At 56.9% G+C, this 23,015-nt stretch carries 20 protein-coding genes and 1 pseudogene; 17 read left to right on the forward strand and 4 right to left on the reverse strand.

Annotated features, from left to right (window positions below; all coding sequences use genetic code 11):
• Positions 1-10 precede the first annotated feature (10 nt).
• From N2A98_RS13755 to N2A98_RS13800, 10 genes are all read left to right on the forward strand, one after another.
• Complete coding sequence (locus N2A98_RS13755) at positions 11-280, forward strand: DUF2934 domain-containing protein (protein WP_003191595.1); 270 nt, start codon at positions 11-13, stop codon at positions 278-280.
• A 121-nt stretch (positions 281-401) separates the two neighbouring features.
• Positions 402-2,561 carry a glycogen debranching protein GlgX gene (gene glgX / locus N2A98_RS13760; RefSeq protein WP_153474829.1) on the forward strand — a complete coding sequence of 720 codons (2,160 nt, stop codon included), beginning with the start codon at positions 402-404 and terminating at the stop codon, positions 2,559-2,561.
• A gap of 1 nt (position 2,562) precedes the next feature.
• Positions 2,563-3,561, forward strand: coding sequence for an acyl-CoA dehydrogenase family protein (locus tag N2A98_RS13765; RefSeq protein WP_275622135.1), 999 nt, complete (start codon positions 2,563-2,565; stop codon positions 3,559-3,561).
• Complete coding sequence (locus N2A98_RS13770) at positions 3,558-4,316, forward strand: PIG-L family deacetylase (RefSeq protein WP_047710992.1); 759 nt, start codon at positions 3,558-3,560, stop codon at positions 4,314-4,316. Before N2A98_RS13765 ends, N2A98_RS13770 begins: the two co-directional genes overlap by 4 nt.
• Positions 4,313-4,912, forward strand: a complete 600-nt coding sequence (locus N2A98_RS13775; protein ID WP_275622136.1) for an SAM-dependent methyltransferase — start codon at positions 4,313-4,315, stop codon at positions 4,910-4,912. The genes N2A98_RS13770 and N2A98_RS13775 overlap by 4 nt, the downstream gene beginning before the upstream one ends.
• Entirely contained in the window at positions 4,909-5,568 is a 660-nt protein-coding gene (locus N2A98_RS13780; RefSeq protein ID WP_275622137.1) for a glycosyltransferase, read from the forward strand. The genes N2A98_RS13775 and N2A98_RS13780 overlap by 4 nt, the downstream gene beginning before the upstream one ends.
• Before the next feature lie 484 nt (positions 5,569-6,052).
• On the forward strand, positions 6,053-6,814 hold the full coding sequence (locus N2A98_RS13785; RefSeq protein WP_044272987.1) for a PIG-L family deacetylase: 762 nt from the start codon (positions 6,053-6,055) through the stop codon (positions 6,812-6,814).
• A gap of 211 nt (positions 6,815-7,025) precedes the next feature.
• Positions 7,026-9,179 (forward strand): TonB-dependent siderophore receptor, encoded by a 2,154-nt coding sequence (locus N2A98_RS13790; RefSeq protein ID WP_275622138.1) that lies wholly within the window; start codon positions 7,026-7,028, stop codon positions 9,177-9,179.
• Positions 9,180-9,362: 183 nt separating this feature from the next.
• Positions 9,363-10,850: a methyl-accepting chemotaxis protein gene (locus N2A98_RS13795; RefSeq protein WP_275622139.1), complete on the forward strand. Its 1,488-nt coding sequence runs from the start codon at positions 9,363-9,365 to the stop codon at positions 10,848-10,850.
• A gap of 69 nt (positions 10,851-10,919) precedes the next feature.
• Positions 10,920-11,276, forward strand: a complete 357-nt coding sequence (locus N2A98_RS13800) for a VOC family protein (RefSeq protein ID WP_044272990.1) — start codon at positions 10,920-10,922, stop codon at positions 11,274-11,276.
• 78 nt (positions 11,277-11,354) lie between these two features.
• Here the strand turns inward: N2A98_RS13800 and N2A98_RS13805 are convergent, their stop codons facing one another.
• Entirely contained in the window at positions 11,355-11,876 is a 522-nt protein-coding gene (locus N2A98_RS13805; protein ID WP_275622140.1) for a DUF2867 domain-containing protein, read from the reverse strand.
• Between the two features lie 66 nt (positions 11,877-11,942).
• Between N2A98_RS13805 and N2A98_RS13810 the strand changes: the two genes are divergently transcribed.
• Both N2A98_RS13810 and N2A98_RS13815 read left to right on the forward strand, forming a co-directional pair.
• Complete coding sequence (locus N2A98_RS13810) at positions 11,943-12,140, forward strand: DUF6429 family protein (protein ID WP_275622141.1); 198 nt, start codon at positions 11,943-11,945, stop codon at positions 12,138-12,140.
• A 157-nt stretch (positions 12,141-12,297) separates the two neighbouring features.
• Positions 12,298-12,918 (forward strand): LysE family translocator, encoded by a 621-nt coding sequence (locus N2A98_RS13815; RefSeq protein WP_275622142.1) that lies wholly within the window; start codon positions 12,298-12,300, stop codon positions 12,916-12,918.
• A gap of 603 nt (positions 12,919-13,521) precedes the next feature.
• On the opposite strand, the gene N2A98_RS13820 is transcribed toward N2A98_RS13815, so the two are convergent.
• Positions 13,522-14,037 (reverse strand): GNAT family N-acetyltransferase, encoded by a 516-nt coding sequence (locus N2A98_RS13820; protein WP_044270790.1) that lies wholly within the window; start codon positions 14,035-14,037, stop codon positions 13,522-13,524.
• A 259-nt stretch (positions 14,038-14,296) separates the two neighbouring features.
• Positions 14,297-15,511, reverse strand: a complete 1,215-nt coding sequence (locus N2A98_RS13825; protein ID WP_275622143.1) for an aldose 1-epimerase family protein — start codon at positions 15,509-15,511, stop codon at positions 14,297-14,299.
• 498 nt (positions 15,512-16,009) lie between these two features.
• Between N2A98_RS13825 and N2A98_RS13830 the strand changes: the two genes are divergently transcribed.
• The 3 genes from N2A98_RS13830 (at position 16,010) to N2A98_RS13840 (ending at position 18,554) form a co-directional block, all read left to right on the forward strand.
• On the forward strand, positions 16,010-16,312 hold the full coding sequence (locus N2A98_RS13830; protein ID WP_153474822.1) for a hypothetical protein: 303 nt from the start codon (positions 16,010-16,012) through the stop codon (positions 16,310-16,312).
• A 272-nt stretch (positions 16,313-16,584) separates the two neighbouring features.
• The gene (locus N2A98_RS13835) at positions 16,585-17,556 is read left to right on the forward strand and encodes a hypothetical protein (RefSeq protein ID WP_153474821.1); all 972 of its coding nucleotides are present in this window, start codon (positions 16,585-16,587) and stop codon (positions 17,554-17,556) included.
• On the forward strand, positions 17,547-18,554 hold the full coding sequence (locus N2A98_RS13840) for a hypothetical protein (protein ID WP_153474820.1): 1,008 nt from the start codon (positions 17,547-17,549) through the stop codon (positions 18,552-18,554). The genes N2A98_RS13835 and N2A98_RS13840 overlap by 10 nt, the downstream gene beginning before the upstream one ends.
• Positions 18,555-18,800: 246 nt before the next feature.
• Here the strand turns inward: N2A98_RS13840 and N2A98_RS13845 are convergent.
• Positions 18,801-19,199 (reverse strand): annotated as a pseudogene (locus N2A98_RS13845) (transposase); the annotation flags it as partial.
• Between the two features lie 589 nt (positions 19,200-19,788).
• Here N2A98_RS13845 and N2A98_RS13850 point away from each other — a divergent pair.
• Positions 19,789-22,119, forward strand: a complete 2,331-nt coding sequence (locus N2A98_RS13850) for an AAA family ATPase (protein WP_275622144.1) — start codon at positions 19,789-19,791, stop codon at positions 22,117-22,119.
• Positions 22,112-22,915: a hypothetical protein gene (locus N2A98_RS13855; RefSeq protein ID WP_153474818.1), complete on the forward strand. Its 804-nt coding sequence runs from the start codon at positions 22,112-22,114 to the stop codon at positions 22,913-22,915. Before N2A98_RS13850 ends, N2A98_RS13855 begins: the two co-directional genes overlap by 8 nt.
• The last annotated feature ends 100 nt before the right edge of the window (positions 22,916-23,015 follow it).

Genomic DNA, 23,015 nt, shown 5'->3' on the forward strand with positions numbered 1-23,015 from the left:
GGAGTTTGTGATGAGTAAAGAAGACAAACGCATTCGCGAACTGGCGCATCAGATCTGGGAGTCTGAAGGCAAGCCCGATGGCGCCCATGATCGCCACTGGGAGATGGCGCGCAAGCTGGCCGAAGCCGAGGCGCTGACGCCGAGCAAGCCCAAACCGGCCGCCAAGCCAAAAACCGCGCCCAAGGCTGCGGCCAAGCCCAAGCCGGCTGCGCCTGCCGCCGCCAAGCCTGCGGCAAAGAAACCCGCCGCCCCGAAGAAGCCCAAACCGCCCGCCCCATGATTTCTCGGGCCTGCAGCACGCATTGCGCGCTGCAGGCCCCTTTCCGTCCATGCCATGCGCTGAAGCACCGTCAGTACGGCGGCGTTCGGCCCGAAAAAAGACCCCTTGCAGGAGCAACTCGATGAGCAAACCCGACAACACCACAGCGACGCCGGTTCACGAGCCGTCGCGGATCCGTGAAGGTTTGCCCTTCCCCCTCGGCGCCACCTGGGATGGCCTGGGTGTGAACTTTGCGCTGTTTTCCGCCAACGCCACCAAAGTAGAGCTGTGCCTGTTCGACGATACCGGCGAGGTCGAACTGGAGCGCATTGAACTGCCCGAATACACCGATGAGATCTTTCACGGCTACCTGCCCGACGCACACCCCGGGCTGATTTACGGTTACCGCGTATACGGTGCCTACGACCCGGCCAATGGTCATCGCTTCAACCACAACAAGCTGCTGATCGACCCCTACGCCAAGCAACTGGTAGGCGAACTCAAATGGTCCGAAGCGCTGTTTGGCTACACCATCGGCCACCCGGACGACGACCTCAGTTTCGATGAACGCGACAGTGCGCCCTTCGTGCCCAAGTGCAAGGTCATCGACCCGGCGCACACCTGGGGCAACGACCAACCGGTACGGGTGCCGTGGGACCGCACGATCATCTATGAAACCCACCTGCGCGGCATCAGCATGCGCCATCCTTCGGTCGGCGAGTCAGTGCGGGGTACCTGCGCCGGCTTGATGGAAGATGACGTGCTCAAGCACATCCGTCAGTTGGGCATTTCTTCGGTCGAGCTGCTGCCCGTGCACGCCTTCGTCAACGACCAGCACCTGCTGGAAAAAGGCATGACCAACTACTGGGGCTACAACAGCATCGCGTTCTTCGCCCCCGACCCGCGCTACCTGGCCAGCGGCAAGATCGCCGAGTTCAAGGAGATGGTCGCGCACCTGCACGAGCAAAAGCTGGAAGTGATTCTGGACGTGGTCTACAACCACACCGCCGAAGGCAACGAGCGCGGCCCGACCCTGTCCATGCGTGGCATCGACAACGCCTCTTACTATCGGCTGATGCCCGACGACAAGCGTTTCTACATCAACGATTCCGGCACCGGCAACACCCTGGACTTGAGCCATCCGTGCGTGCTGCAAATGGTCACCGACTCCCTGCGTTACTGGGCCACCGAGATGCACGTGGACGGCTTCCGCTTTGACCTGGCGACCATCCTCGGGCGCTACCGCGATGGGTTCGATGAGCGCCACAGTTTCCTCGTGGCTTGCCGCCAGGACCCGATCCTGCGCCAGTTGAAACTCATCGCCGAGCCTTGGGACTGCGGCCCCGGCGGCTACCAAGTGGGCAACTTCCCGCCAGGCTGGGTGGAGTGGAACGACCGTTTCCGCGATACCGTGCGGGCGTTCTGGAAAGGCGACGACGGCCAACTCGCCGACTTCGCCGGGCGCATGACGGCCTCGGGCGAGATGTTCAACCACCGTGGGCGCAGGCCGTACAGCTCGGTGAACTTCATCACCGCCCACGACGGCTTCACCTTGCACGACCTGGTGTCGTACAACGACAAACACAACGAGGCCAACGACGAAAACAACCAGGACGGCAGCAATAACAACCTGTCCTGGAACCACGGTGTCGAAGGCCCTACCGACGACCCGGAGATCAACGCGCTGCGCCTGCGCCAGATGCGCAACTTCTTCGCCACCCTGTTGCTGGCCCAGGGCACGCCGATGATCGTCGCCGGGGACGAGTTCGCTCGCACTCAGCACGGCAACAACAACGCCTATTGCCAGGACAGCGAAATCGGCTGGGTCAACTGGGACCTGGACGATGACGGCAAGGCCCTGCTCAAGTTCGTCAAGCGTCTGATCAAGTTGCGCCTGGCGTACCCGATCCTGCGGCGTGGGCGCTTCCTGGTGGGCGACTACAACGAAGACATCGGTGTGAAGGACGTCACCTGGCTGGCGCCGGATGGCAACGAGATGACTACCGAGCAATGGGAAGACAGCCAGGGCCGCTGCCTGGGCATGCTGATGGATGGCCGCGCCCAGGAAACCGGGATTCGCCGCGCCGGGGCCGATGCCACCTTGCTGCTGGTGGTCAACGCCCATCACGACCTGGTCAATTTCCGCCTGCCGCCGGTACCGGAGGGTGAGTTCTGGACCTGCCTGCTCGACACCAACGACCCGGCTGTGCGTGGCCAGGAACGCTTTGATTTCGAGCATGAGTACGCGGTCACCGGTCGCTCGCTGCTGCTGTTTGAACTGCAGCACGAAGGCGAGGTGTGAAATGGCCTTGCACGGTTTCCTTCGGGGCTACCGGGGCTATGCCGACACGCAAGCCCTGGGCAATGCGCTGAGGGCCCTTCAAGAGGAAGGCCTTGATCAACTGCCGTTGCCGGGCAGCGGCGATACCCTGGCCCGCTTGAGCCAATTGGCTCAGGTGGCCGGGCATGACCTGCGCCTGTGCAAGTTGTTCGAAGGCCATACCGATGCGCTGGCGATCATTGCCGAACTCGACAGCCCCTTGCCGCCGCTGGGCAGCACCTGGGGCATGTGGGCGGCCGAGCCGCCGACCGCCAAGGTGCGCGTGCGCCGCGACGGCCAGCGATTGCTGATCGAGGGGCGCAAAGCCTGGTGTTCCGGTGCGGCGGTGGTCAGCCACGGCTTGTTGACGGCCTGGGACGAAGAGGACCGCCAGCAACTGGTGGCCGTGGCGATGGATCAGCCCGGCATCACGGTGACGGATGAAGGTTGGAAGGCGGTGGGCATGGCGGCGACCGGTAGTGTCGACATCCTGTTCAGCGCCGCCAGGGGGATTGCCGTGGGTGGCCCGGGCGACTATCTGTCGCGCCCGGGCTTCTGGCACGGCGGCATTGGCATCGCCGCGTGCTGGTACGGCGCGGCGCAACGCCTGGGCGAAGTGCTACGCGCCCAGTGTGCCACGCGTTCGGAGCCCCATGCGCTAGCCCACCTCGGCGCGGTCGACAGCGCCCTGAACAGCGCCGCCTGCGTGTTACGCGCCAGCGCCGCGCAGATCGACCGCCAGCCACGCGCCGATGCGCGGCAACTGGCGCAACAGACGCGCGCGTGTATCGAAGATACGGTGGAGCAAGTGATCCACCATGTGGGCCGTGCGGTCGGCGCCGGGCCTTATTGCAAGGACCCGCACTTTGCCCAGTTGATGGCGGATTTGCCGGTGTATGTGCGGCAAAGCCATGCCGAACGCGACTTGGCCGCTTTGGGCGAACACGTCGCTGGCGAGCCCTCAGGGAGATGGGCGCTATGAAGCCCAACCCGATTGTTGGCCAGGGCACACCGTTGAGCCACTGGCAAAACTCTGAACGGCTGGCGGAGTTGCCACACATCAGCGTGGCGCAGTTGGTGCCGCCAGGGCATCGAGCGGTGATCGTCGCCCCGCACCCGGATGATGAAGTGCTGGGCAGCGGCGGTTTGCTGCAAGGGTTGGCTGCATTGGATCGCCCCATCCAGTTGATCTCCGTCACCGACGGCAGCGCCAGCCACCCTGGCTCCCGGCGCTGGCCGGTGGAGCGCTTGAGCGTGGTGCGCCCGCAGGAATCAGCCCAGGCCCTGCACCGCCTTGGCTTGCCGCTGCACAGTTTGAAATGGTTGCGCGGCGGGTTTGCCGACAGCCATGTGGCCGAGCGCGAAACCCAGCTGTGCGAGTTTATCCAGCGCCACCTCAAGCCCAACGACGTGGTGTTCGCCACGTGGTGCGAGGATGGCCATTGCGATCATGAAGCCGTGGGCCGCGCCAGCGCCAAGGCCGCCAAGGCCGTCGGCGCAGTGTTGTGTGAACTGCCGGTATGGACCTGGCACTGGGCCACCGCCCAAGACCACAAAGTGCCCTGGCATCGGGCGCGCAAAATCCCGCTGACCGCCGAGCAAGTGGCACGCAAACGCCATGCGATCCACGCCTTTGCCAGCCAATTGGAGGGCGACCCGCAAATCGGCCTGCCTCCAGTGCTGGCGCCCTATGTGGTGGAACGCTTGCTGCAACCTTTTGAAATGGTGTTCGTATGAGTGTGGCAACCCCCTACTTCGACCAATTGTTTGCCGGCAATGACGACCCCTGGGCTTTTCGCCAACGCTGGTACGAACAACGCAAGCGCGCCCTGACCTTGGCCATGCTGACACGGCCGCGCTATGCGTCGATATTCGAACCGGGCTGTGCCAATGGCGAACTGAGTGCCGAGCTGGCGCCACGTTGCGACCGCCTGCTGTGTTGCGACACCGCCAGCGCTGCGGTGCGGCTGGCACAGGCGCGGCTGGAGCGTTTTGCTCATGCCCGCGTGGAGCAGCGCCGCCTGCCGGAGCAATGGCCCAGCGGGCAGTTCGAACTGATCGTATTGAGTGAGCTTTGTTACTACCTTGATGCAGATGATTTTAATCGCCTGCTCGACCGCGCCCTCGCCGCCTTGACCGCTGATGGGCAACTCCTGGCCTGCCACTGGCGAGCGCCCATTGACGGTTGCCCGCAAACCGCCGAACAAGTGCACGCCGTGCTGCAACAGCGTCTGGGTGGAGCACCGTTGGTGCAGTACCAGGACCCGGACTTCCTGCTCGACCTGTGGAGCCTCGACGGCACCTCGGTCGCTCGCCACGAGGGCTTACGATGATCGGTATTCTGATCCCGGCACATAACGAAGAAGCCTGGTTGGATGATTGCCTGAGGGCTGCGCGGATCGCCGCCGACCACCCGGGTTTGCTGGGTGAAGCGGTACAGATTCTGGTGGTGCTCGACAGCTGCAGCGATGCCAGCGCGGCGATTGCCCAGGCCCACCAGGTGCATTGCCTGCCCGTGCAGGCTCGCAATGTGGGGCATGCCCGCGGCGTGGGTGCACGGTACTTGCTGGAGCAAGGCGCGCGGTGGATTTCCTGTACCGACGCCGACAGCCGCGTCGCCCCTGACTGGCTGGTGGCCCAACTGGCTCAAGGTTGTGACGCGGTGTGCGGCACAGTCACCGTAGACGCCTGGAGCGAAGGCTTCGACCCGGCGGCGCAGATCCGCTATCACCAGGCCTACCAGGCCCGCGACGGGCATCGGCATATCCACGGTGCCAACCTGGGCGTGAGTGCCCGCGCCTATGTAGAGGCCGGAGGATTTGAACCGCTGGAATGCCACGAGGATGTACAGCTGGTGCGTGATCTGGAGCGTTGCGGCGCCTCCATCGCCTGGAGCCATGCACCGCAAGTGGTGACCAGTGCGCGCCTGGATTGCCGGGCTGAGGGTGGGTTTGGGGACTATTTGAAGAGCTTGATGCGGGCTGGGTGAAAACAGAAAAGCGTTTAACCGCAGGATCCTCGGGCGTCAGGGAGATAGGCGCCGGCCGTCAGTCCGCCACGGGAGCAAGCTCCCTCGCCACCAGTCCAGCGTCACACCAAAGTTGTGTAGATACCTATGGCCATCGCAGGCAAGCCAGCTCCCACAGGGGTGTGTGCCAGGCGCTAATTTTTTGGGCAACACATGACCTGTGTGGGAGCTGGCTTGCCTGCGAAGACGGCGGCCCAGCCAACATTGATGGTAAATGACCCACCGCTTTCGCGAGCACGCCCGCTCCCACAGCTGGATCGTGAGACGGCAGGCTAATCGTCGACTGTTATGTGGCATCGCATCCAAAGTTGTGCAGACACCCATGCCTGTCTATGCTCCTAACGCCTCGCACAGCACTCACCCCAGCGGAGCCTGGGGTGAAGACAAGAGCGTCGTCCCGTCAACGGGGTACGACCCGGTATCAACCGACAAGGATGTGACACCCATGAAGCCTGCCTCCTTAAGCGAAGGCCGCCGCGGCCCCGCGCAAATCTGGAACAGTGCGCCGCAGTTGGCGCAAACCCCCATCATCTCCGTGAACACCCTGGTACCGCGCGGCGCTCGCGTGGTGGTGATCGCCCCGCACCCGGGCGATGAAGTGCTGGCATGCGGCGGTTTGCTGCAACTGCTCAGCACCCAGGAGCATCCACTGCAATTGATCTCCATCACCGATGGCAGCGCCAGCCATCCCGGCTCGCAAGTATGGCCGGCCAGCCGCTTGAGCGTGGTGCGCCCCCAGGAAAGCGCCGAGGCCCTGCGCAGATTGGGCATGCCCTTGCACAGCCTGAAATGGATTCGTGGCGGGTTTTGTGATGACGCCCTGGCCGCCCGTGAACAGCCGATGAGCCAATTCATCGCGCGCTACCTGCAACCCGGCGACGTGGTGTTTACCACCTGGCGCAACGACGGCAATGACGACCACGATGCCGTTGGCCGCGCGAGTGCCAAGGCGTGCAGCCTGGTGGGTGCGCAGTTGTATGAACTGCCGGTCTGGGCCTGGCACTGGCCAGCACGGGAAAGCGCGGTAATGCCCTGGCAACGTGCACGCAAGGTCCGCCTGGACACCTGGACCGTCGCACGCAAGCTGCACGCCGCCCACGCCTACGCCAGCCAGTTGGTGGGCGACCCGCAGATCGGCTTACCGCCGATGCTCGCGCAAATATTGCTGGAACGCATGCGCGAGCCCTACGAAATCCTGTTCACCTGAACACCCCCTGTAGGAGCGAGCTTGCTCGCGAAAAACCTCAACGATAATGCGTGCTTGCTGAATAAACGCGGCGTCAGTGAGTCTTTCGCGAGCAAGCTCGCTCCTACAGCGTTCGGGCTTTTCCCTACAGACTCAATCTGCCAAACTGATGCGAATAATTATCAACAGATTTATTATTCGCCACGGACGGCGCTTGGGGAGCCCTACTTTCATGTCTGTGCAACAACGCGGCGGCAACGTTTTTACACCCAGTCTGATGGCAATCACTATCGCTCTAGCAACCTCCAATGCGGCCATGGCCGCCGACGCCGAAGCACCGGCCACCATTGAGCTGGGCGCCACCCAGGTCTCCGGCCAACAGCTTGGCGCAACCACCGAAGGCAGCGAGTCGTACACCACCGGCTCGATGAAGACCGCAACCAAACTGCCGCTGACCCTGCGCGAAACCCCGCAGGCCGTCACCGTGATCACGCGCCAGCGCATGGAGGACCAGGCCATGACCAGCATCAACGACGTGGTCAACGCCACGCCGGGGCTGTTCCTCAATTACTCCAACGGCCCTGGGCGACAAGGCTTTACCGCACGCGGTTTCGACATCGACAACCTCATGTATGACGGTATACCCAGCGGCTACAACGGTGCATCGGTAGGCGCGCAGCCGAACCTGGCAATGTTCGACCGCGTCGAAGTGGTGCGCGGCGCTACCGGCCTGGTGACCGGCGCGGGCAACCCTTCGGCCGCGATCAACCTGATCCGCAAGCGGCCACTGGACGAGCAGAAAGTCACCCTCACCGGCGCCGTCGGTAGCTGGGACGACTACCGAGGCGAGCTCGACGCCTCCAGCCCACTCAATGACAGCGGCACCTGGCGCGGTCGCGTCGTCACCTCTTACCGCGATGCCAACAGCTTTATCGACAAGGCCGAGCAGGATCATGGCCTGTTCTACGCCGTCACCGAAGCCGACCTGAGCGAAGACACCACCCTGACCCTCGGTTACTCGAACCAGAAGGACAAGACCAACTACTTCTGGGGCGCTTCGATGGTCGGCCTGGATGGCCGCCACCTGGACCTGTCGCGCTCCTATAACCCAGGCACCGATTGGGAGAACAAGGACCAGGAAATCAACACCCTGTTCGCTGAGCTGCGCCAGCGCCTGGCCAACGACTGGAGCCTGCAGGTCAACGCCAACTATGCCGAACAGAACGCCTTGTTCTCCGGTTCCTACCAATCGCGCTGGACCAAAAGCACCCTGGCCCGCACGGTGTACCAGGCCAGCTACGATGAAAACCAGGCCGGGCTCGACGCCTTTGCCAGCGGCCCGTTCGAGGCGTTCGGCCGTACCCATGAACTGGTGGTGGGCGCCAGCAAGCGCATCTACGACATGACCACCCACAACTACAGCCCGTACGACCTCAACTGGCCGATCAATGCCGGCAAACCGAACTTCACCCGCACCAACAACGTTCGCGAAGTCACCACCCAGGACGGTTTCTACCTGACCAGCCGCCTGAGCCTGGCTGACCCGCTGAAGCTGATCCTCGGCGCTCGCCTGGACTGGTACGACTACGACAACCGTGATGCCGCCGGCGACTACAAGGTCACCCGCAACCTCACCCGCTACGCCGGCCTGATCTACGACCTGGACGACCAGCATTCGGTCTACGTGAGCTACAGCGACATCTTCACGCCGCAAAAGGAAAAGAGCACAGCCGGCACCCCACTCAAGCCCATCGTCGGTAAAAATTATGAAGTTGGCGTCAAAGGCGAATACTTCGGTGGCACGCTCAATGCCAGCGTGGCGTTGTTCCGCGTCGACCAGGAAAACCGCGCCGTGCCGGTGGTGGTGCCCAACTGCCCGCAGGCGTCCTGTGCCGACGCCTCGGGTGAAATCCGCAGCCAGGGTATCGACTTCGAACTGCAAGGCGCCTTGACCGAAAACTGGCAGGTCGGCGGCGGCTATACCTATGCGCGCACCCACACCATCAAGGACGACGCCAACCCGCAGAAGGTCAACAAGCAGTTCGATACCGACATCCCGGAACATCTGTTCAAAGTGACCACCCGCTACAACTTCCAGGGCCCGCTGGAAAAACTCCGGGTCGGCGGCAATATCTCCTGGCAGAGCCGCATGTACAACGACATCAAGCTAGCGGATGGCAGCAACTACCGGCTCCAGCAAGGCGGCTACGCCGTCACTGACTTGATGGCGGGCTACCGGGTCAATCAGCACCTGGATCTGCAGCTCAATGCCAACAACATCTTTGATCGCCACTACTACCAGTCCATCTCCAACTCAGTGACTTATGGCGGCGACTCCTATGGCAGCCCCCGCAACATGATGCTGACTGCCAAGTACAGCTTCTGAGGCTCACGGCAACCTCGGCTGCTCGCTCGGGCAGCCGTTCTTAAAGTCCCACGCCCGCGTGCCGATAACGCGTGGGTAACCGGCGACAATCCTGAACATCTGCTTGACTCCACAGCGGCGCGCCTGTGTGGCACACCGCGTGCTTGCTTGACCTCGACGCCCCCTCTCATGGAGTAAGAGTGAATGCCTGTCCGTTTTCTAGAGCACTATCGCAAGGCCGACCGCATCATGCTGGCATTGATCTGGCTGATGTTGCTGTTCTCCCTCGGCCTGGCGTTCTGGCACGACACCCTCATGCAGGCCGTGATCGTCGGTGGCGGCACCGGCGTGGTGCTCACGGCGCTGTACCGCGTCATCGGCGGCACCCGCGTGATGCGCTGTGCACTGGGTGCCGGCTTGATGGTGATGGCGGCGTTGCACATCAACCAGGCGCACGGGGTGATCGAATCCCACTTCGGCATTTTCGCGCTGCTGGCGGTGCTGACCTTCTACCGTGACTGGCTGCCGATCCTGGTAGCGGCGCTGACCATAGCGGTGCATCACGTGGTGTTCCATGCCTTGCAGCATCAGGGTTTCCCGGTGTTTGTGATGGAGCATCACGGCGGCTGGACGATGGTGTTCGTCCATGCCTTCTATGTGGTGATGGAGACCGTCGCCCTCCTCTACCTCGCCGTCCATAGCCAGGCCGAAGCGGTGGAGAGCCAGGAAATGCTGGAGAAGATGCTCGCCGTTACCTCGCAGTTCACCGTGGAAACCGCCCACGGTGAAGGCAAGGCCCACGTGTCCCTCGCCAAGCGTTTCGACCACTTCCTGCAGCAACTCACCCACCTGATCGACGGCGTCGCCCGCGACTCCCATGGCCTGGGCCAGCTCGGCCAGGAACTGGCCAGCGCCAGCGGCACCCTGGAAAAAGGCGCCCGGCATCAACTGGCACAGATCGGCGAAATGACCGGCTCGATGCAGCGCATGGAAGACGCCATGGGCCACATTACGGTGCAGGTCGAACAGGCAGTGGAACACGCGAGCCAGGCCAGCCAGCAGATTGTGCGCGGCCAGGAAAGCGTCGGCCGCGCCCAGCATGAAATCAGCCAATTGGCTTCGCGCATCAACGGCACGGAGTCGACCGTAGAATCCCTGGCGGTGCAGGCAGAGCAAATCGGCTCGGTGCTGGAAGTGATCAGCAGCATCGCCAACCAGACCAACCTGCTGGCCCTCAACGCCGCCATCGAGGCCGCCCGCGCCGGCGAGCAAGGCCGTGGCTTTGCCGTGGTGGCCGATGAAGTGCGCAGCCTGGCCCAGCGCACCGCCCTCTCCACCCAGGAAATCAAGGGCATCATCGAGGGCCTGCAACACGGCAGCCGCCAAGCCGTCGAAGCCATGCACGCCAGCCGCGAAGGCGTAGAGCGCTGCGTGGCCGACAGCCAAGAGGCCGTGGACATGCTACGGGCGGTGGGCGAGGACATCGCGCACATCGACCAACTCAACGGCCACATCGTCACCACCACCCGCGAGCAGACTTCGGCCAACCTGGAGATCGTCGAGCGCTTGCAATCGGTGCAAAGCATCGCCCAGAACACCGCCGACGACGTCGAGACACTCGCGCGCAGCAGCGAACGCCTGCCACCGATCGCGGTGCGGCTGGATGCGTTGGGGCGCAGGTTTCATCCTTGAGCGTGTGGGAAATGGGCAGGCCCGGGTACGCTACACTCGTGGCCGAGACTACGAGCCACGGAGGCAACCATGAGCACACCCGGTAAAGACCGACAGATCGACAATATCGAATTCAACGTAAGCGACATCGCCCGCAGTAAAGCCTTCTACGGCGCCGCATTCGGCTGGACGTTCGTCGACTACGGCCCCACCTACAGCGAATTCAGCGATGGCCGGCTCACGGGTGGTTTCACCACCGGTGAGCCTGTGCGACCGGGCGGGCCCTTGGTTATCTTGTATGCCGATGACTTGGACAGTGTGCAGCAGCGGCTTCAACAGCTGGGCACGGTGATTACGCGCCAGACGTTTTCGTTTCCAGGAGGCCGCAGGTTCCACTTCACCGATCCAGATGGGTATGAACTGGCGGTGTGGAGCGTTGCGCTGTGATCCAGCGCTTTAGCTGTATCGTTGAAGCGCGACAGCTCCGACGGAGAGTAAATTGTGTTGAGGGAGTCTTTTCTAGATTCAAAGCTGTTGCAGCTTGCGCTGCAAGCGGGTCATTAGCCGATTGACGATCAGCTTGTGCGCCGGCCCCACCGGCAGCATGTAGAGGCGCCCAAAGGTATTGTGGGTGATCACCGATGAAGTGATCGTAAGCACACGATCAGCAAGTGAAAGGCAAATCATCACATCCAGGTGCCGGTCACGCTCGGTCAGCACCAGCCTATCCGGCGCGCAGTCCTCCACCAGGAAAAAATCAAGCCGCTCACCCGCTTGCACCGTCACGCGCCGATTGCCGGAGAACCCGCCGATGCGCTTGACGCCAAACCTTGAAGAAATCCCATCTCTGATCCGAAAGGCCAATTTTAACAGCGGTCCCGTTTCGGCGGTCATGATGTTCCAGGCATCCAGCGCGCTGATCTCAGTCGACAATGGCACCGACCTGCAATCGTAATAATTGAGTTCAGACGGTGTACCCAACGTGTGACTGACAGAGTGAGTCGCCAAGATTTTTTCGTCCATGATCAAAACCGGGATTGGCATCATAACTGTTCAAGCGAAATGTTGCGCTAAGCTAGATAGGGTCTGTGGAATTCAAGCGGAGTACCCATTATGGAATACGACGAAAAACGGATTGAGGAAACCGTACTTGCCCTGCTGACCACCTTCAGCTTTGATAACGGCAACTCATGGAAAGGCCACGACTTTCAAATAATGAACCGGCTTCACGAGCAAGGTTTTATCAGTAATCCGGTGAACAAAAACAAGTCCATTTGGCTGACGCAGGAAGGCTTGGAACGGGGCCGGTAAATCGCCGATCGGTTATTTGCCGCACCCCCTGAGGCCAAGCGTTCATCCAATCCGGACACCTGAAGCGCTCGCGGGGCCAGAAGCCCGGCCACGGAGTGTTAAACCGAGCTTCATCCGTTTATCCTCAAGACTCCCCGACCTGCAACCCGGAGCCGCCATGGACCTCGCCACCCTCGCCCTCTTCCTCCCCGCCTGCTTCGCCCTGAACATGGCCCCCGGCCCCAATAACCTGCTATCCGTGAGCAACGCTACCCGCTATGGCTACCGCACCTCCTGCCTCGCCGGGCTCGGCCGCCTGCTGGCCTTCGCCGGCATGATCGCCCTTGCCTCCGCGGGGTTGGCGGTGGTGCTGCAAACCTCGGAGTTGTTGTTCTACGGGATCAAGATGCTCGGCGCTGCGTATCTGTTTTACCTGGCGTATCAGCTATGGCGCGCAGACCCGCAGCAGCAGGTGGACACCGCAACGAGGAAGGTGGGCCTGTGGGCCTTGGCGCGGCAGGAGTTTCTGGTGGCTGCGGGCAACCCCAAAGCCATCCTGATCTTCACCGCCTTCCTCCCGCAATTCGTGGTGCCCGGCCAACCCGTCACTGCGCAATTTGCCCTGCTGGGTGTGATGTTTCTGGCTTTGGAATGGGTCGCCATCAGCGCCTATGCCTATATGGGCCTGCATATGCGCCGCTGGTTTGCCGAGCCCAAGGGCAAGCGCCTGTTCAATCGCTGCTGCGCAGGTTTGTTGTCAGCGGCGGCGGCGGTGTTGTTGACTGCGCGCAGGGAATGAGTGAGGTGGGAGTGCCCCTGGCAGCCGACGTCGATCTAACTGATGCGGCGCGATCTAAATGTGGGAGCTGGCTTGCCTGGGATGGCCATAGGCATCTACCTAATTTGGGGGTGACAGTGGATCTGTGGCGAGGGAGCTTGCTCCCGTGACGACCTGATAGCCGACGCTGATCTAGCTGACGCACCGCGATCCAAATGTGGGAGCTGGCTTGCCTGCGAAGGCGGCCTGACAGTCAACGCAGTTGGATTGTGTGTATATCCATTGCTGCGGTAACGGCCACCTAGGGTTCCGCCCTGACGGCGGCTCACTTTTGAAAAGCGCAAAAGTAAGCAAAACGCTCTTGCCCCACCACTCGGCACCTCGCCTAGGCTCGGTGTGCCCGTAATTCGCCAGTGATTTGGGGGGCCGCCGCCACGCGCCATCCATGGCGCGGGGCGGCTAAACCGGCATCCCTGCCGGTTTACCCCCCAAATCCCTGTCGAATTCCGGCCAGCGTGGTTTAACGGGGCGCCTGAGATCAAAAGCAGATCAAGAGCGGCTCGCTTCGCATCGTGGTTACCGTCGGCTACTACGGCCTGCAAATAAGTTGTGTAGATATCTATGCTATCTCAACGGCAAACCATACCTCACCTCCACCAGCGTAACACCGCCCCTCTCAAGATCGCGCTCAGTCCCGGCCTCCTCCACACATCCCACCCGGCGATAAAACCGAATAGCCCGCTCATTACCGGCCAACACCCACAGCGTTAAACGCTCATAGCCTTGCGCCAATAGATCCTGCAAGCCGGCTTTCCACAAGGCCAGCCCAACGCCGGTTTGCCAATGCTCGGCGAGCACGTAGATGGCCATGACCTCACCTGCATTAGTCTGCACAGCGTCTTCATCACGGCTGGCGCCCACAGCTATCCAGCCAACCACCTGCTGGCCTACCTCGGCAACCCATACGGTCGACTCACCCAAGGCTAGCGAGTGAACCCAATGGGCTTCGCGCCTAGCCAGCGTTGCTTGCAACCCGCTCAAGAACTGGGCAGGCATCAGGTCACGGTACGCGTCTTGCCAACTGCTGATATGCACCTGGGCAATGGCTTTTGCGTCGGCGGGTAAGGCCCTGCGAATCATGGAGATGCTCCTGAAATACGGTTATTCCAGTATGCATGCCCGTCGATGACAGAAAGCCCTGCGCTGAACACGGCCCAATATCAATGCCAACCCCAATGTAGGAGCGAGCTTGCTCGCGAAGAACTTCAACGATAACGCGGGCTTCCTGAGTGAACGCGGCGCCTGTGGGTTTTTCGCGAGCAAGCTCGCTCCTACAGTTGCAGTGCGATTCCGGCGTCGATGAAGCACGCCGGGCCCCACGTGATAGATCCAGCCAATATCACCCTTTGGTCAAATCCACTAAAGGCGTCTGCCGCACCTCAGTCTCCCGCCCACCCTGAATCTCGCTGACCTGCTTCAAGGCTTTATCAACAGCCGCCCTATCCGCCAACAAGCTGTAGCTGATCCGGAACTGCTTGTGTTCCTTCGCCCCGATCGTAGGCACCAGGTTCAGTGGCCGTTGATAACGACGGTTGTACGAAAAACTCGTCCCCGGCTCCAGCCCCGTCACATAACCCTGCCCTTGGGTATCGGTGTTCTTCCACAGCGAAAACACCGGCAGTGTCTGCGTATTGAAACCCACCGAAACCCCCAGGCTGCCGGCCTTGTTATGCAACACCGTCAAGGTATCGCCCTTGGCATCGGCATACGGCACCACGTTGTAAACCGTTTCGTCATAGTCCTTGGTCGGTGCGCGATAGGTTTGCCAGTCGGCCAGTTCGCCCTTGGCCTTGTCGTTGAACGGCGACACCTGCTTCACCGGCGCAACGAAACGCGCGCCCTGCTCCAGGAACGGGGTGCTGAAGTTACTGTGATACAGCGCCTGATATTCCTTCGGATAATCGCCGTTGTTGGTCAGCGTGTCGTTGAGGGCGAATACCACACTGCCAGGCTCGGTGACCAGTTCAGTCGCAACAGAGAAATCGACCTTCTTGAACGCCTGCTCTTTCAGCTCGCCACGCAGGGTGATGGCGTACGGCGGCTTTTCATCGATATGCAGGGTGACTTTATTCGCAGGAATATTGGCCGCCCGCCCGTGCAGGGTCAGCAACTCGCCGTTGTCGATGCCAGGGTGCCCGACCCATTCGTAGCCGCAGCGGGTGACCAGCTCATTGAAACCTTCCAACCAACCCAGACCACCACGGCCATTGAGCTCGATGAAGGACGGATTCACCACTTCCTTGACCGGCGAATCCCAGCCCATGCGCACATCGCCAACCGACGCCTGCAACACGTTCATGCCACGCGTCGGCACCACCGAGAGCTTCATCGTGCCGTTATCAATATCCACGATGTTCACGCCCTCCTGTCGGCCACCGTGCAGGGTGCGCAAGGTAACGCTGAAGGGCTTGTCGGTTTGGATGCCGAGCTGCTGGCTGGTGACCTGCCAGTTCTGGGCGGCTTTGTCGGTATCGAGCAGCACGTAGTCCCAGGCCAGGGCGTGGGAGGCGGCAGAGAATGCGCTGAGGGCAACGATGAGTTTTAGCGGGGTCATGGCGGTGGCCTTTATTGGAGTTGTTTGCGACTTATAAACTCGATGAAACGTTTCAGCAAGCTTAAAAAGCGTATCGGTGCAGTGAAATGCTAAAAAGGATTAAGGGAATATCCGAGAGATTGAGACGGTGCGATTACGTCCAGGATGGATAGAAAAATGGATGGGGTGAGTACCCCCGCTGGGTGGTCATGAGCTTCAGCGTATCAAAGCCGTTTACAACCTCAAGGTTGATCCTCCAACGCATTGACACTTATAGTCCGTCCCGTCGCCCATATGGCGATCAGGTTTGGCGACCTGACTATCGGATGCAAAAGCACTGCGCTTTTTTGCAGATGCTGCTGCACATTCGCAAAGCTGCCTCAATGGCAGCTGTGCGCGGGAGACCTTCGGGTCTGCCGGGTCTCCGATACCGGTTCGCCAACCTGCGTACAGCTGCCACCCGATCGTTTGGCGACGACTGGGTGGTGGTTAACCGCTGCACTTATCGGAGATTCAACGATGGAAAGATATATCCCCCTCACCGGAATCGATCTGGTTCCAGCGTCCCTGCTTATTGACTCGGAAGCGCCGCTTGATGTGCTGCAAGCGATGGCTGACTACCGCATTCGCACCGTGACTCAAGTGTTGGAGAACATTGCCTTTCGGGGTGAGGTAGACGCTGACTGCGTTGTGCTTTCAGACTTCGCACAATTGTTGGCTATACCGTTGCGTGACGGATGTGACCTGATGGATGTTATCGGACGGCGATTGCAGAAGGAGGCTTCCGAGGTAGAAGTTACCCCTGCCGACGCCGTTAGCTAGCGGATGATCTCCGCGCGCTGGAATCGAACAGGCCAGCGCGTGGGGTGCGTCGCCTCGCTGACTGCAATCGACCCTATGCGGCCGTTCAGCACACGCTGAGATCGACTAGAAGCGGACGACAGACCTTGGTAAATCAAACTCAGGCGTAACTTAAGATACCCGCAGCGAAAGAATGCGCGAACAGCGAAAGCACCTATTAACAGTGGCAATGCGCCTTGCACGTCTGGCAAGATCGAACATTGCCCTCGGGCAGTCGCGGATAGGGAGATCAGATGCTCAACAGACTTTTAAAAAAATTAGGGTGGCACCTAGGTGACAACACAACCGTACCAGCCTCGCCAATGTTGACGGTTTCACCAGCCTTGCCAGCGTCTCCCTTTGACTACATCAACCGGAGTTGGGAGGAGCGTAAGAAGATTTTGTTGGCCAAATCCGATGATTGGTTCGCAGGCGGATTTACGAAAGCAAACGTAGATGCAGTTGAATTTGCAGCGGACGGTAAAAGGGATTACGTACACGTCATCTTTAACTTGGGGGCGGACGCCTTAGGAAATTTTCTTCACTCCGGAAAGTATCTAAACGCGTACCAGAAACCAGTGGTGGGGGGGAAACTTCGCGGAGCATCCAAAAATAGGAAGAAAGTCGACGAGATGTTGGCGCTCGCCGACCCAGAACAAGTCTATTTTTGCGCAATTTCAGGGGCAGGTACGGGCGTGCGGTATTACGGCGAGTATTGCGTTGCGCTGAAATCGCCCGATGATGCCAAATTCGTGAAAAGGGTGCTGGACAGAAACTCATATGACTTCATAAGTGAGCCTTTCAAAACACTCCTCTGTCCTCTGCCTACCTACCAGAAGCGCGACCTCATCCAAAACATGATGTGCGACTTTCGCTCAGATGACTTTAAGTCGATGTTGTCGATCAAAGTTTTGCAACACAATGCAGGGCGGCCGCGACTGTTGACGCCGGGACAAATTGCTGAGGGTATTTTGGTCGATGAGGATTACGTTGAAGCATTGCATGAAGGGCCTGTGGACCGTGAAGCAATCTTGGAGGTTCGGTCACATCCGGACGACAGATTGACGGAGCTGGGCATAGAGCAAGCATGGTATCAGAGCAAGAATCTTACGCCCGAAGAGTTGCTATGGATGGGGCGTCGCCAGGCAGTTAGCTCTCGCCTTGAGTCTAGAGACATTCCTCATAAGTCGGTCAGTAATCAGGGAAGGAGTAATCGATGGAAATGAAATGGTACATCGATAGCTGGGCGCCATTGGAGGGTGTGGTGTTTGCGTCGCATCGAGCTTGCAGTAATGATGTGTGGGACGTAGAGCGGATCCAAACCATCAGGATGGCGGCTCCATACTTTGAACCGGAGAACGTCAGTCGTGCAATGGCTTTTGGTGCCGCTCAGCGTGGATTTCAGGAGCAGTTCTCGATAGATGGAAAACAAGAATCAGGCTTCGATACACTGGAGTTGCTCGGCCTATTTGTTCGCCGTACTTATCTTGGTGGTGGTTCTGGGCCTACTGGTAACAATGGTAATGGTCCACCGTTACCACCGGGACGAGGAGATGGTGGCGACGGGCTCGACGTTGATCGGCAGAGCCTAAAAGGGATTGGTGAAAAATCTGACTTCCGAGCGTTGATGTCTGATCTTCAGGAGCTGGCGGCCGATCAGCGAGCTAGGAAACTCCATAACTTAGTACGAGCCCGGCAAAACTTGGATCTTAAAGCTGCCAGCGAAATACTTAGAGATGCTGCAAACCCTACATCTGTAACTCGTTCTCAGAATCAACACCGGTTACGTGCGATAGCCAGCGCACTGTATCCACTGCAAGACAACGACGATTTTTGGTATCCCATCCGCGAAGAAAGACACGGACTGTCACTCGCCCTTAAGGCGCCCTTACCGAAGAATTTCGCCCATACCGTTGGACTGCCTCTGAAGATCCTGACAATGATGGACGCGCTGAGTTTTCTAGCAGCGGACCGTCGTTTCCTTAATGAGTGTTCAGTCGACGGAGCACTGCCATTGCTGCTTGCTGTTTCGGCTAATTTTTGCGCCAACAAAAGAGCTATGTACAGGGGCTATAGAAGCTGGCACAGCTACAGAGATAATTTTATCCGACAATGTTGTGTATTTATCGTTGAGTGGCTGCCCTTCGATGAGCTGCCCGACGCGTTGGCCAATGTCGTCAGCAACTGGAACGATATGGGCGCCGATGCACAGCGCGGCCTCTAACCTTTAGCCGGTTACTCGCCAACGCCAACCTTGCTGAGCGTCTGCTTTCGGTCGATTTCTGCCTATCGCGACGGGCAGAAATCGGCCGATTCTGTTGAAAAAGTCGGATTTTCAACTCGCCTGAACTCAGGCACGACCACCACCGGAGAACCTACTCACCACATTGAGTGGCTTTTCGGCCCTTCGTTGAGCCTTGCAGCTCGGTTAGTGGGTTGGTTTGAGGTTTTTTGCTTCGTGCAGGCACACCTATCCCGTAGCAGGTGGCCCTTGAGAGGTAAATTTGGCCAGCCGGCGCAGGTTCTGCACCGCGGGGGCCAGCGTGAACTCGTCGGTCGCGCCACTCATGCCACGTAGCCGCAAACGATCCAGTTTCAGGATGCGCTTGAGGTGAGCAAACAACATTTCGACCTTCTTACGCTCGTGGCGAGAGCGCTGATATGCCGGCGTCGCTGCGATGCGCCGAGCCACATCACGAGCGGCTTCATGGACGCTGCGAGCAATCTTGCGGAACGATGTATTTGGGCAGCACTTGGCTTTCATCGGACAGGCAACGCAGTGGGTCTGCCGGGATCGGAAGATGATGGTGTTGGCTTTGGTGACGTGTGAGCGCTCGTTCTTGAAGGCTCGCCATTCGCTGCGCAATGGAAAGGAAAGGGGACGGATTTATTTCTAGGAAAATAGCTAGCGCTGAAAATCTTCGCCCCCTCAATTTAGGATCTATAACAGCTAACGTTGCGTCGGGGCGTCAGTTCGACCATAGAACGCCGGCTTTTGGCCGGTTGCCGTGATTAGCGATTGATAGCTTTCGAGCGGGAGCAGCGACACTGGCCTTATTGACAATTTATAAAAACTTACAAAGCGACAGAACTGACTATTGATCAGGTTGAAAACCTCGCCAGAGTTTCTGAGCTTATGAAGTTTTCTAAGCGTCAATTTTAGTACTCCTCTAAAGACATCAAACACTTATTAGAGCTTATGTAAACTCTAAAGCATAGCACTCCAGCAACTAATTAATCGGCAGGACCTCAAAATTCATCAGTACTGCATCCCCAAACACCACCCGTACAATTTGGACGCAAGCCTGCGTATCGCAGCGACTCACAAACTCAAAAGTCGACAGGTAAAATCTTTAGCCATTTTAACAAATAATGAGTTACAGCGATCAAATCTAGACACACGGTATATTATTTTGTTAAACTTTATGAATTATGGAGCCTGAATCAGGGATTGTTACATGTATAATGACGAACGAGAAGTCACCGCAAATTCAATTTTAACAGCGATGCGAAAGATAAAATCAAAGCTTCCACGCTGGAGCGAGGAAAAGTTAAATTGGGCTTTTTTCGTCATAATCCACTCCCACAATCAAAAAAACTTCAAATCTCCAAGTATTAAAATTGCGGACACCATCAGACTTCTCACTGAAACATATCACATCGAACAACTTAGCAGCAAAGACATCCCTAAGCTTGTACTTTTTGAGCAACATGCCTCAAGCTTTCTTAACAAAGTCAGCAGCAACCATATAACAAGCACATTGCTTCTGCACATTGATTATATGATAGCAGACATTATAAAAATCAACCCAACACATTGTAAAATTGTAGCCTCCCTCATTGGCGAGATCGTTTATGATGGCCGCGCTAAACTTATTGATACTTACCCTAATACTGGTGAGGCTTCAGCCAAACAAGGCATGGCCACCAGACCAGGAATTTCCACTGATAATTTCTCATTCCCAATGATCCACGGCAATACGCAACCACAAAAAACCCTTCTTGAGCTTAAGTTTAAAGAGCTTAATCTAAGCGCAAATTTTTTGGGACTACAGCATACTGGCTTAAACTCTAGCGCGACCAACATATACCTAATTGACCCTCCAGACGAGCAACTCTGGAATACAGAGCTCTCTAACATCAAACCTAATCGTTCTGGATTTCTGACTGTAAAACAGTTTGCATCTAACAGCACTAGCGGTACTTATATATACATAGTTAAATTTGAAGACGCACCTCAAAGACAGCATAATGCTGACATGCGCATTTTGCTTAACTTGAATCTCACGATCCAGGCTCGAATTTCGTTTACATCCGTCGGCTATGACAAAAAAATCCAGAAGTACATTGCACTTTTTATTCAGCCAGACGATATAACTAAAAAGAACAAATTTCTGGATATTGACATCACCAGAGAAAACAAAAACATTGAAGGTCTTGACGCGCTGGAGCGTTCCGTTCTAGCGGGGTTAATATATAAAAAGTGGCTTGGAGCCAGAAGGCAAGCTATGCAACCAATTCCAGATCTCGTGAAACGAATTTCTGACAATCTTTTTGAAGATGGTTTCAAAAATGTTGAAAATTTATGCATATCCTTCGACTACGACACGAAAGCAGAGCTTTTGCTTATTCTGACTCAAAAAAAACGCCCCACATCCGCACCCTTTGACTCTCAACCTTCAATTTCAATAAATTCGTCTCCCATAACTTTAATTTTAAAGAAACAAAAAAAACAAACGATATACGTTATTGGCAATAACGGCGCTGGCAAAAGCCTTTTACTAAAAGACATAGCGAACTCTCTTAGCACTGTGGAAAATCCTGTTGTTGGCATATCTACCTCCATCCATGACCGTTTTCCTTTTGAAATGCCATCTAGTTTGAAAAGCTTTGTCTACAAGGGCTTGAAGACTTCAAACAAGGCGGTAACCATGGAGAAAATCGAAAGAGAGGCGTCCATATCAGTTATCAACATCTTTAAAAATCAAGTGCTTCTAGATGCTTTTCTTAGAGCAATGGATTGTCTAGAATACAGGACTAGCTATTTCCTTGCGCCAAACCAATCAAAAAATGAATCGCGTAGAAAAGATTTAATACCTTTAAGTAGCACTGCGAGCGAGAACCAAGAAGCCTTAATTAATATACGTACTGCAGGATATCAACTTGGGGTAGTAAAGAGTAAAGACACCCATAGAATTACAACTTTTTCCGAGCTTAGTTCCGGCGAACAAAGCATCATAATGCTTACAACTAAAATTATTGACTCTCACAAGCCGGATACCGTCTATCTAATAGACGAGCCTGAGAATAGCTTGCATGTACGCTGGCAACAAAGACTACCAGAAATGCTGAGTCGCCTTTCTGAGGAACTAAGCTGCTCTTTTATAGTTGCCACTCATTCGCCTATTTTGATTGCAAACAGCAAAAGCACAAGCCCTTGTTTCGGCATGAACAATGGACAATTAAAAGAAATATCTCTTGAGAGCAAACAGTCCGTTGAAACAATTTTAATGGAGGGCTTTGAAACATATACGCCGTACAACAAACAAGTTCAAGAGCAATGCGCCAAGCTTGTCGCCTCTGCCATACGTGCAGCAAATGAAGTCCCATCAAATATTGAGTCAATTGCACCAAACTCGATTCGAGAACTCAAAAGATTAGAAGAGATCATCAAACTTACTGGCAACAAACAGGCCGAAGCCCGTCAAGAAAGTGATGAGCAATTGATCAGCACCGCTATGGCTGCCATCTTGGCACTAGCTGAGAAAAGAGCATTACATAATGTCTAATTACACCGTTAGGACAAGGAAGGAACTCCGCGATCGACTGAAGTCTTACAAAAGCACTTGCCACCCCGTGCAAAAACACCGCGAAGCGTCACTTAAATATTTAGAAAACATGTATTGGTTGGCCATTGAAGAGTTCGAAACCTGCTCAAACAGCCAAATCTTATCTAAACGGGATTTGTGGGGCGAGCTTTCAAATTACAATAAGACCGCGACCTCCGGCGTAGCTGGAAAATTTATAACAAAAAAAATTCGTTCTGTAATTGAAGAGGCACAACATGGGAAATGCTGCTATTGCAGAACACCTCTGCTGGGGACCGCACATGCAAAGCCTATTGAACATATATTACCAAGAAAGCACTTTATCCAGTATACCTTTCACTTCTTTAACTTAGCAGTAGCCTGTTATCGCTGCAATGACATCAAAAGCGCCACCAACTGGGCGTATAGTTCAAAGTCAGGAAAAAAATATTACCCTCGACCAGAGTCCTTTGTAGAAATGTTTCATCCTAGCTTTCATTATTACGACGAACACATCATATTCGATCGCAAGCAAAACAACAAAAATCACTCAGTCACTTTTTTAGGCGTCACCGATCAAGGTAAAAACTTATGCTTACATTTACTCTCACATGTAGCAGCTAGAGAAATGCTATTAACCAACAACGTTGGTCTTGCTGAAAGCATTGCTGAAATAAAGTCTGTTAACGACAAAACCATTGCGCATTGCAGAGATGAATTTGAGCAATTTGAAGAGGCACTGTCCACGTCGCTAAGCTTCACCACTGCGAGTATCTAATCTGCTATAAATTGCCGGCTAATCAATTTAAAAAATGCCCTCTGAAGTTACGAAGTCTTCAGTAGCTTATCTCTGTTCGATCAAGACTCGACACCTCAGT

It is taken from the genome of Pseudomonas sp. FJ2-5-13 (genome assembly GCF_029201605.1).
GTDB lineage: Bacteria > Pseudomonadota > Gammaproteobacteria > Pseudomonadales > Pseudomonadaceae > Aquipseudomonas > Aquipseudomonas lactis.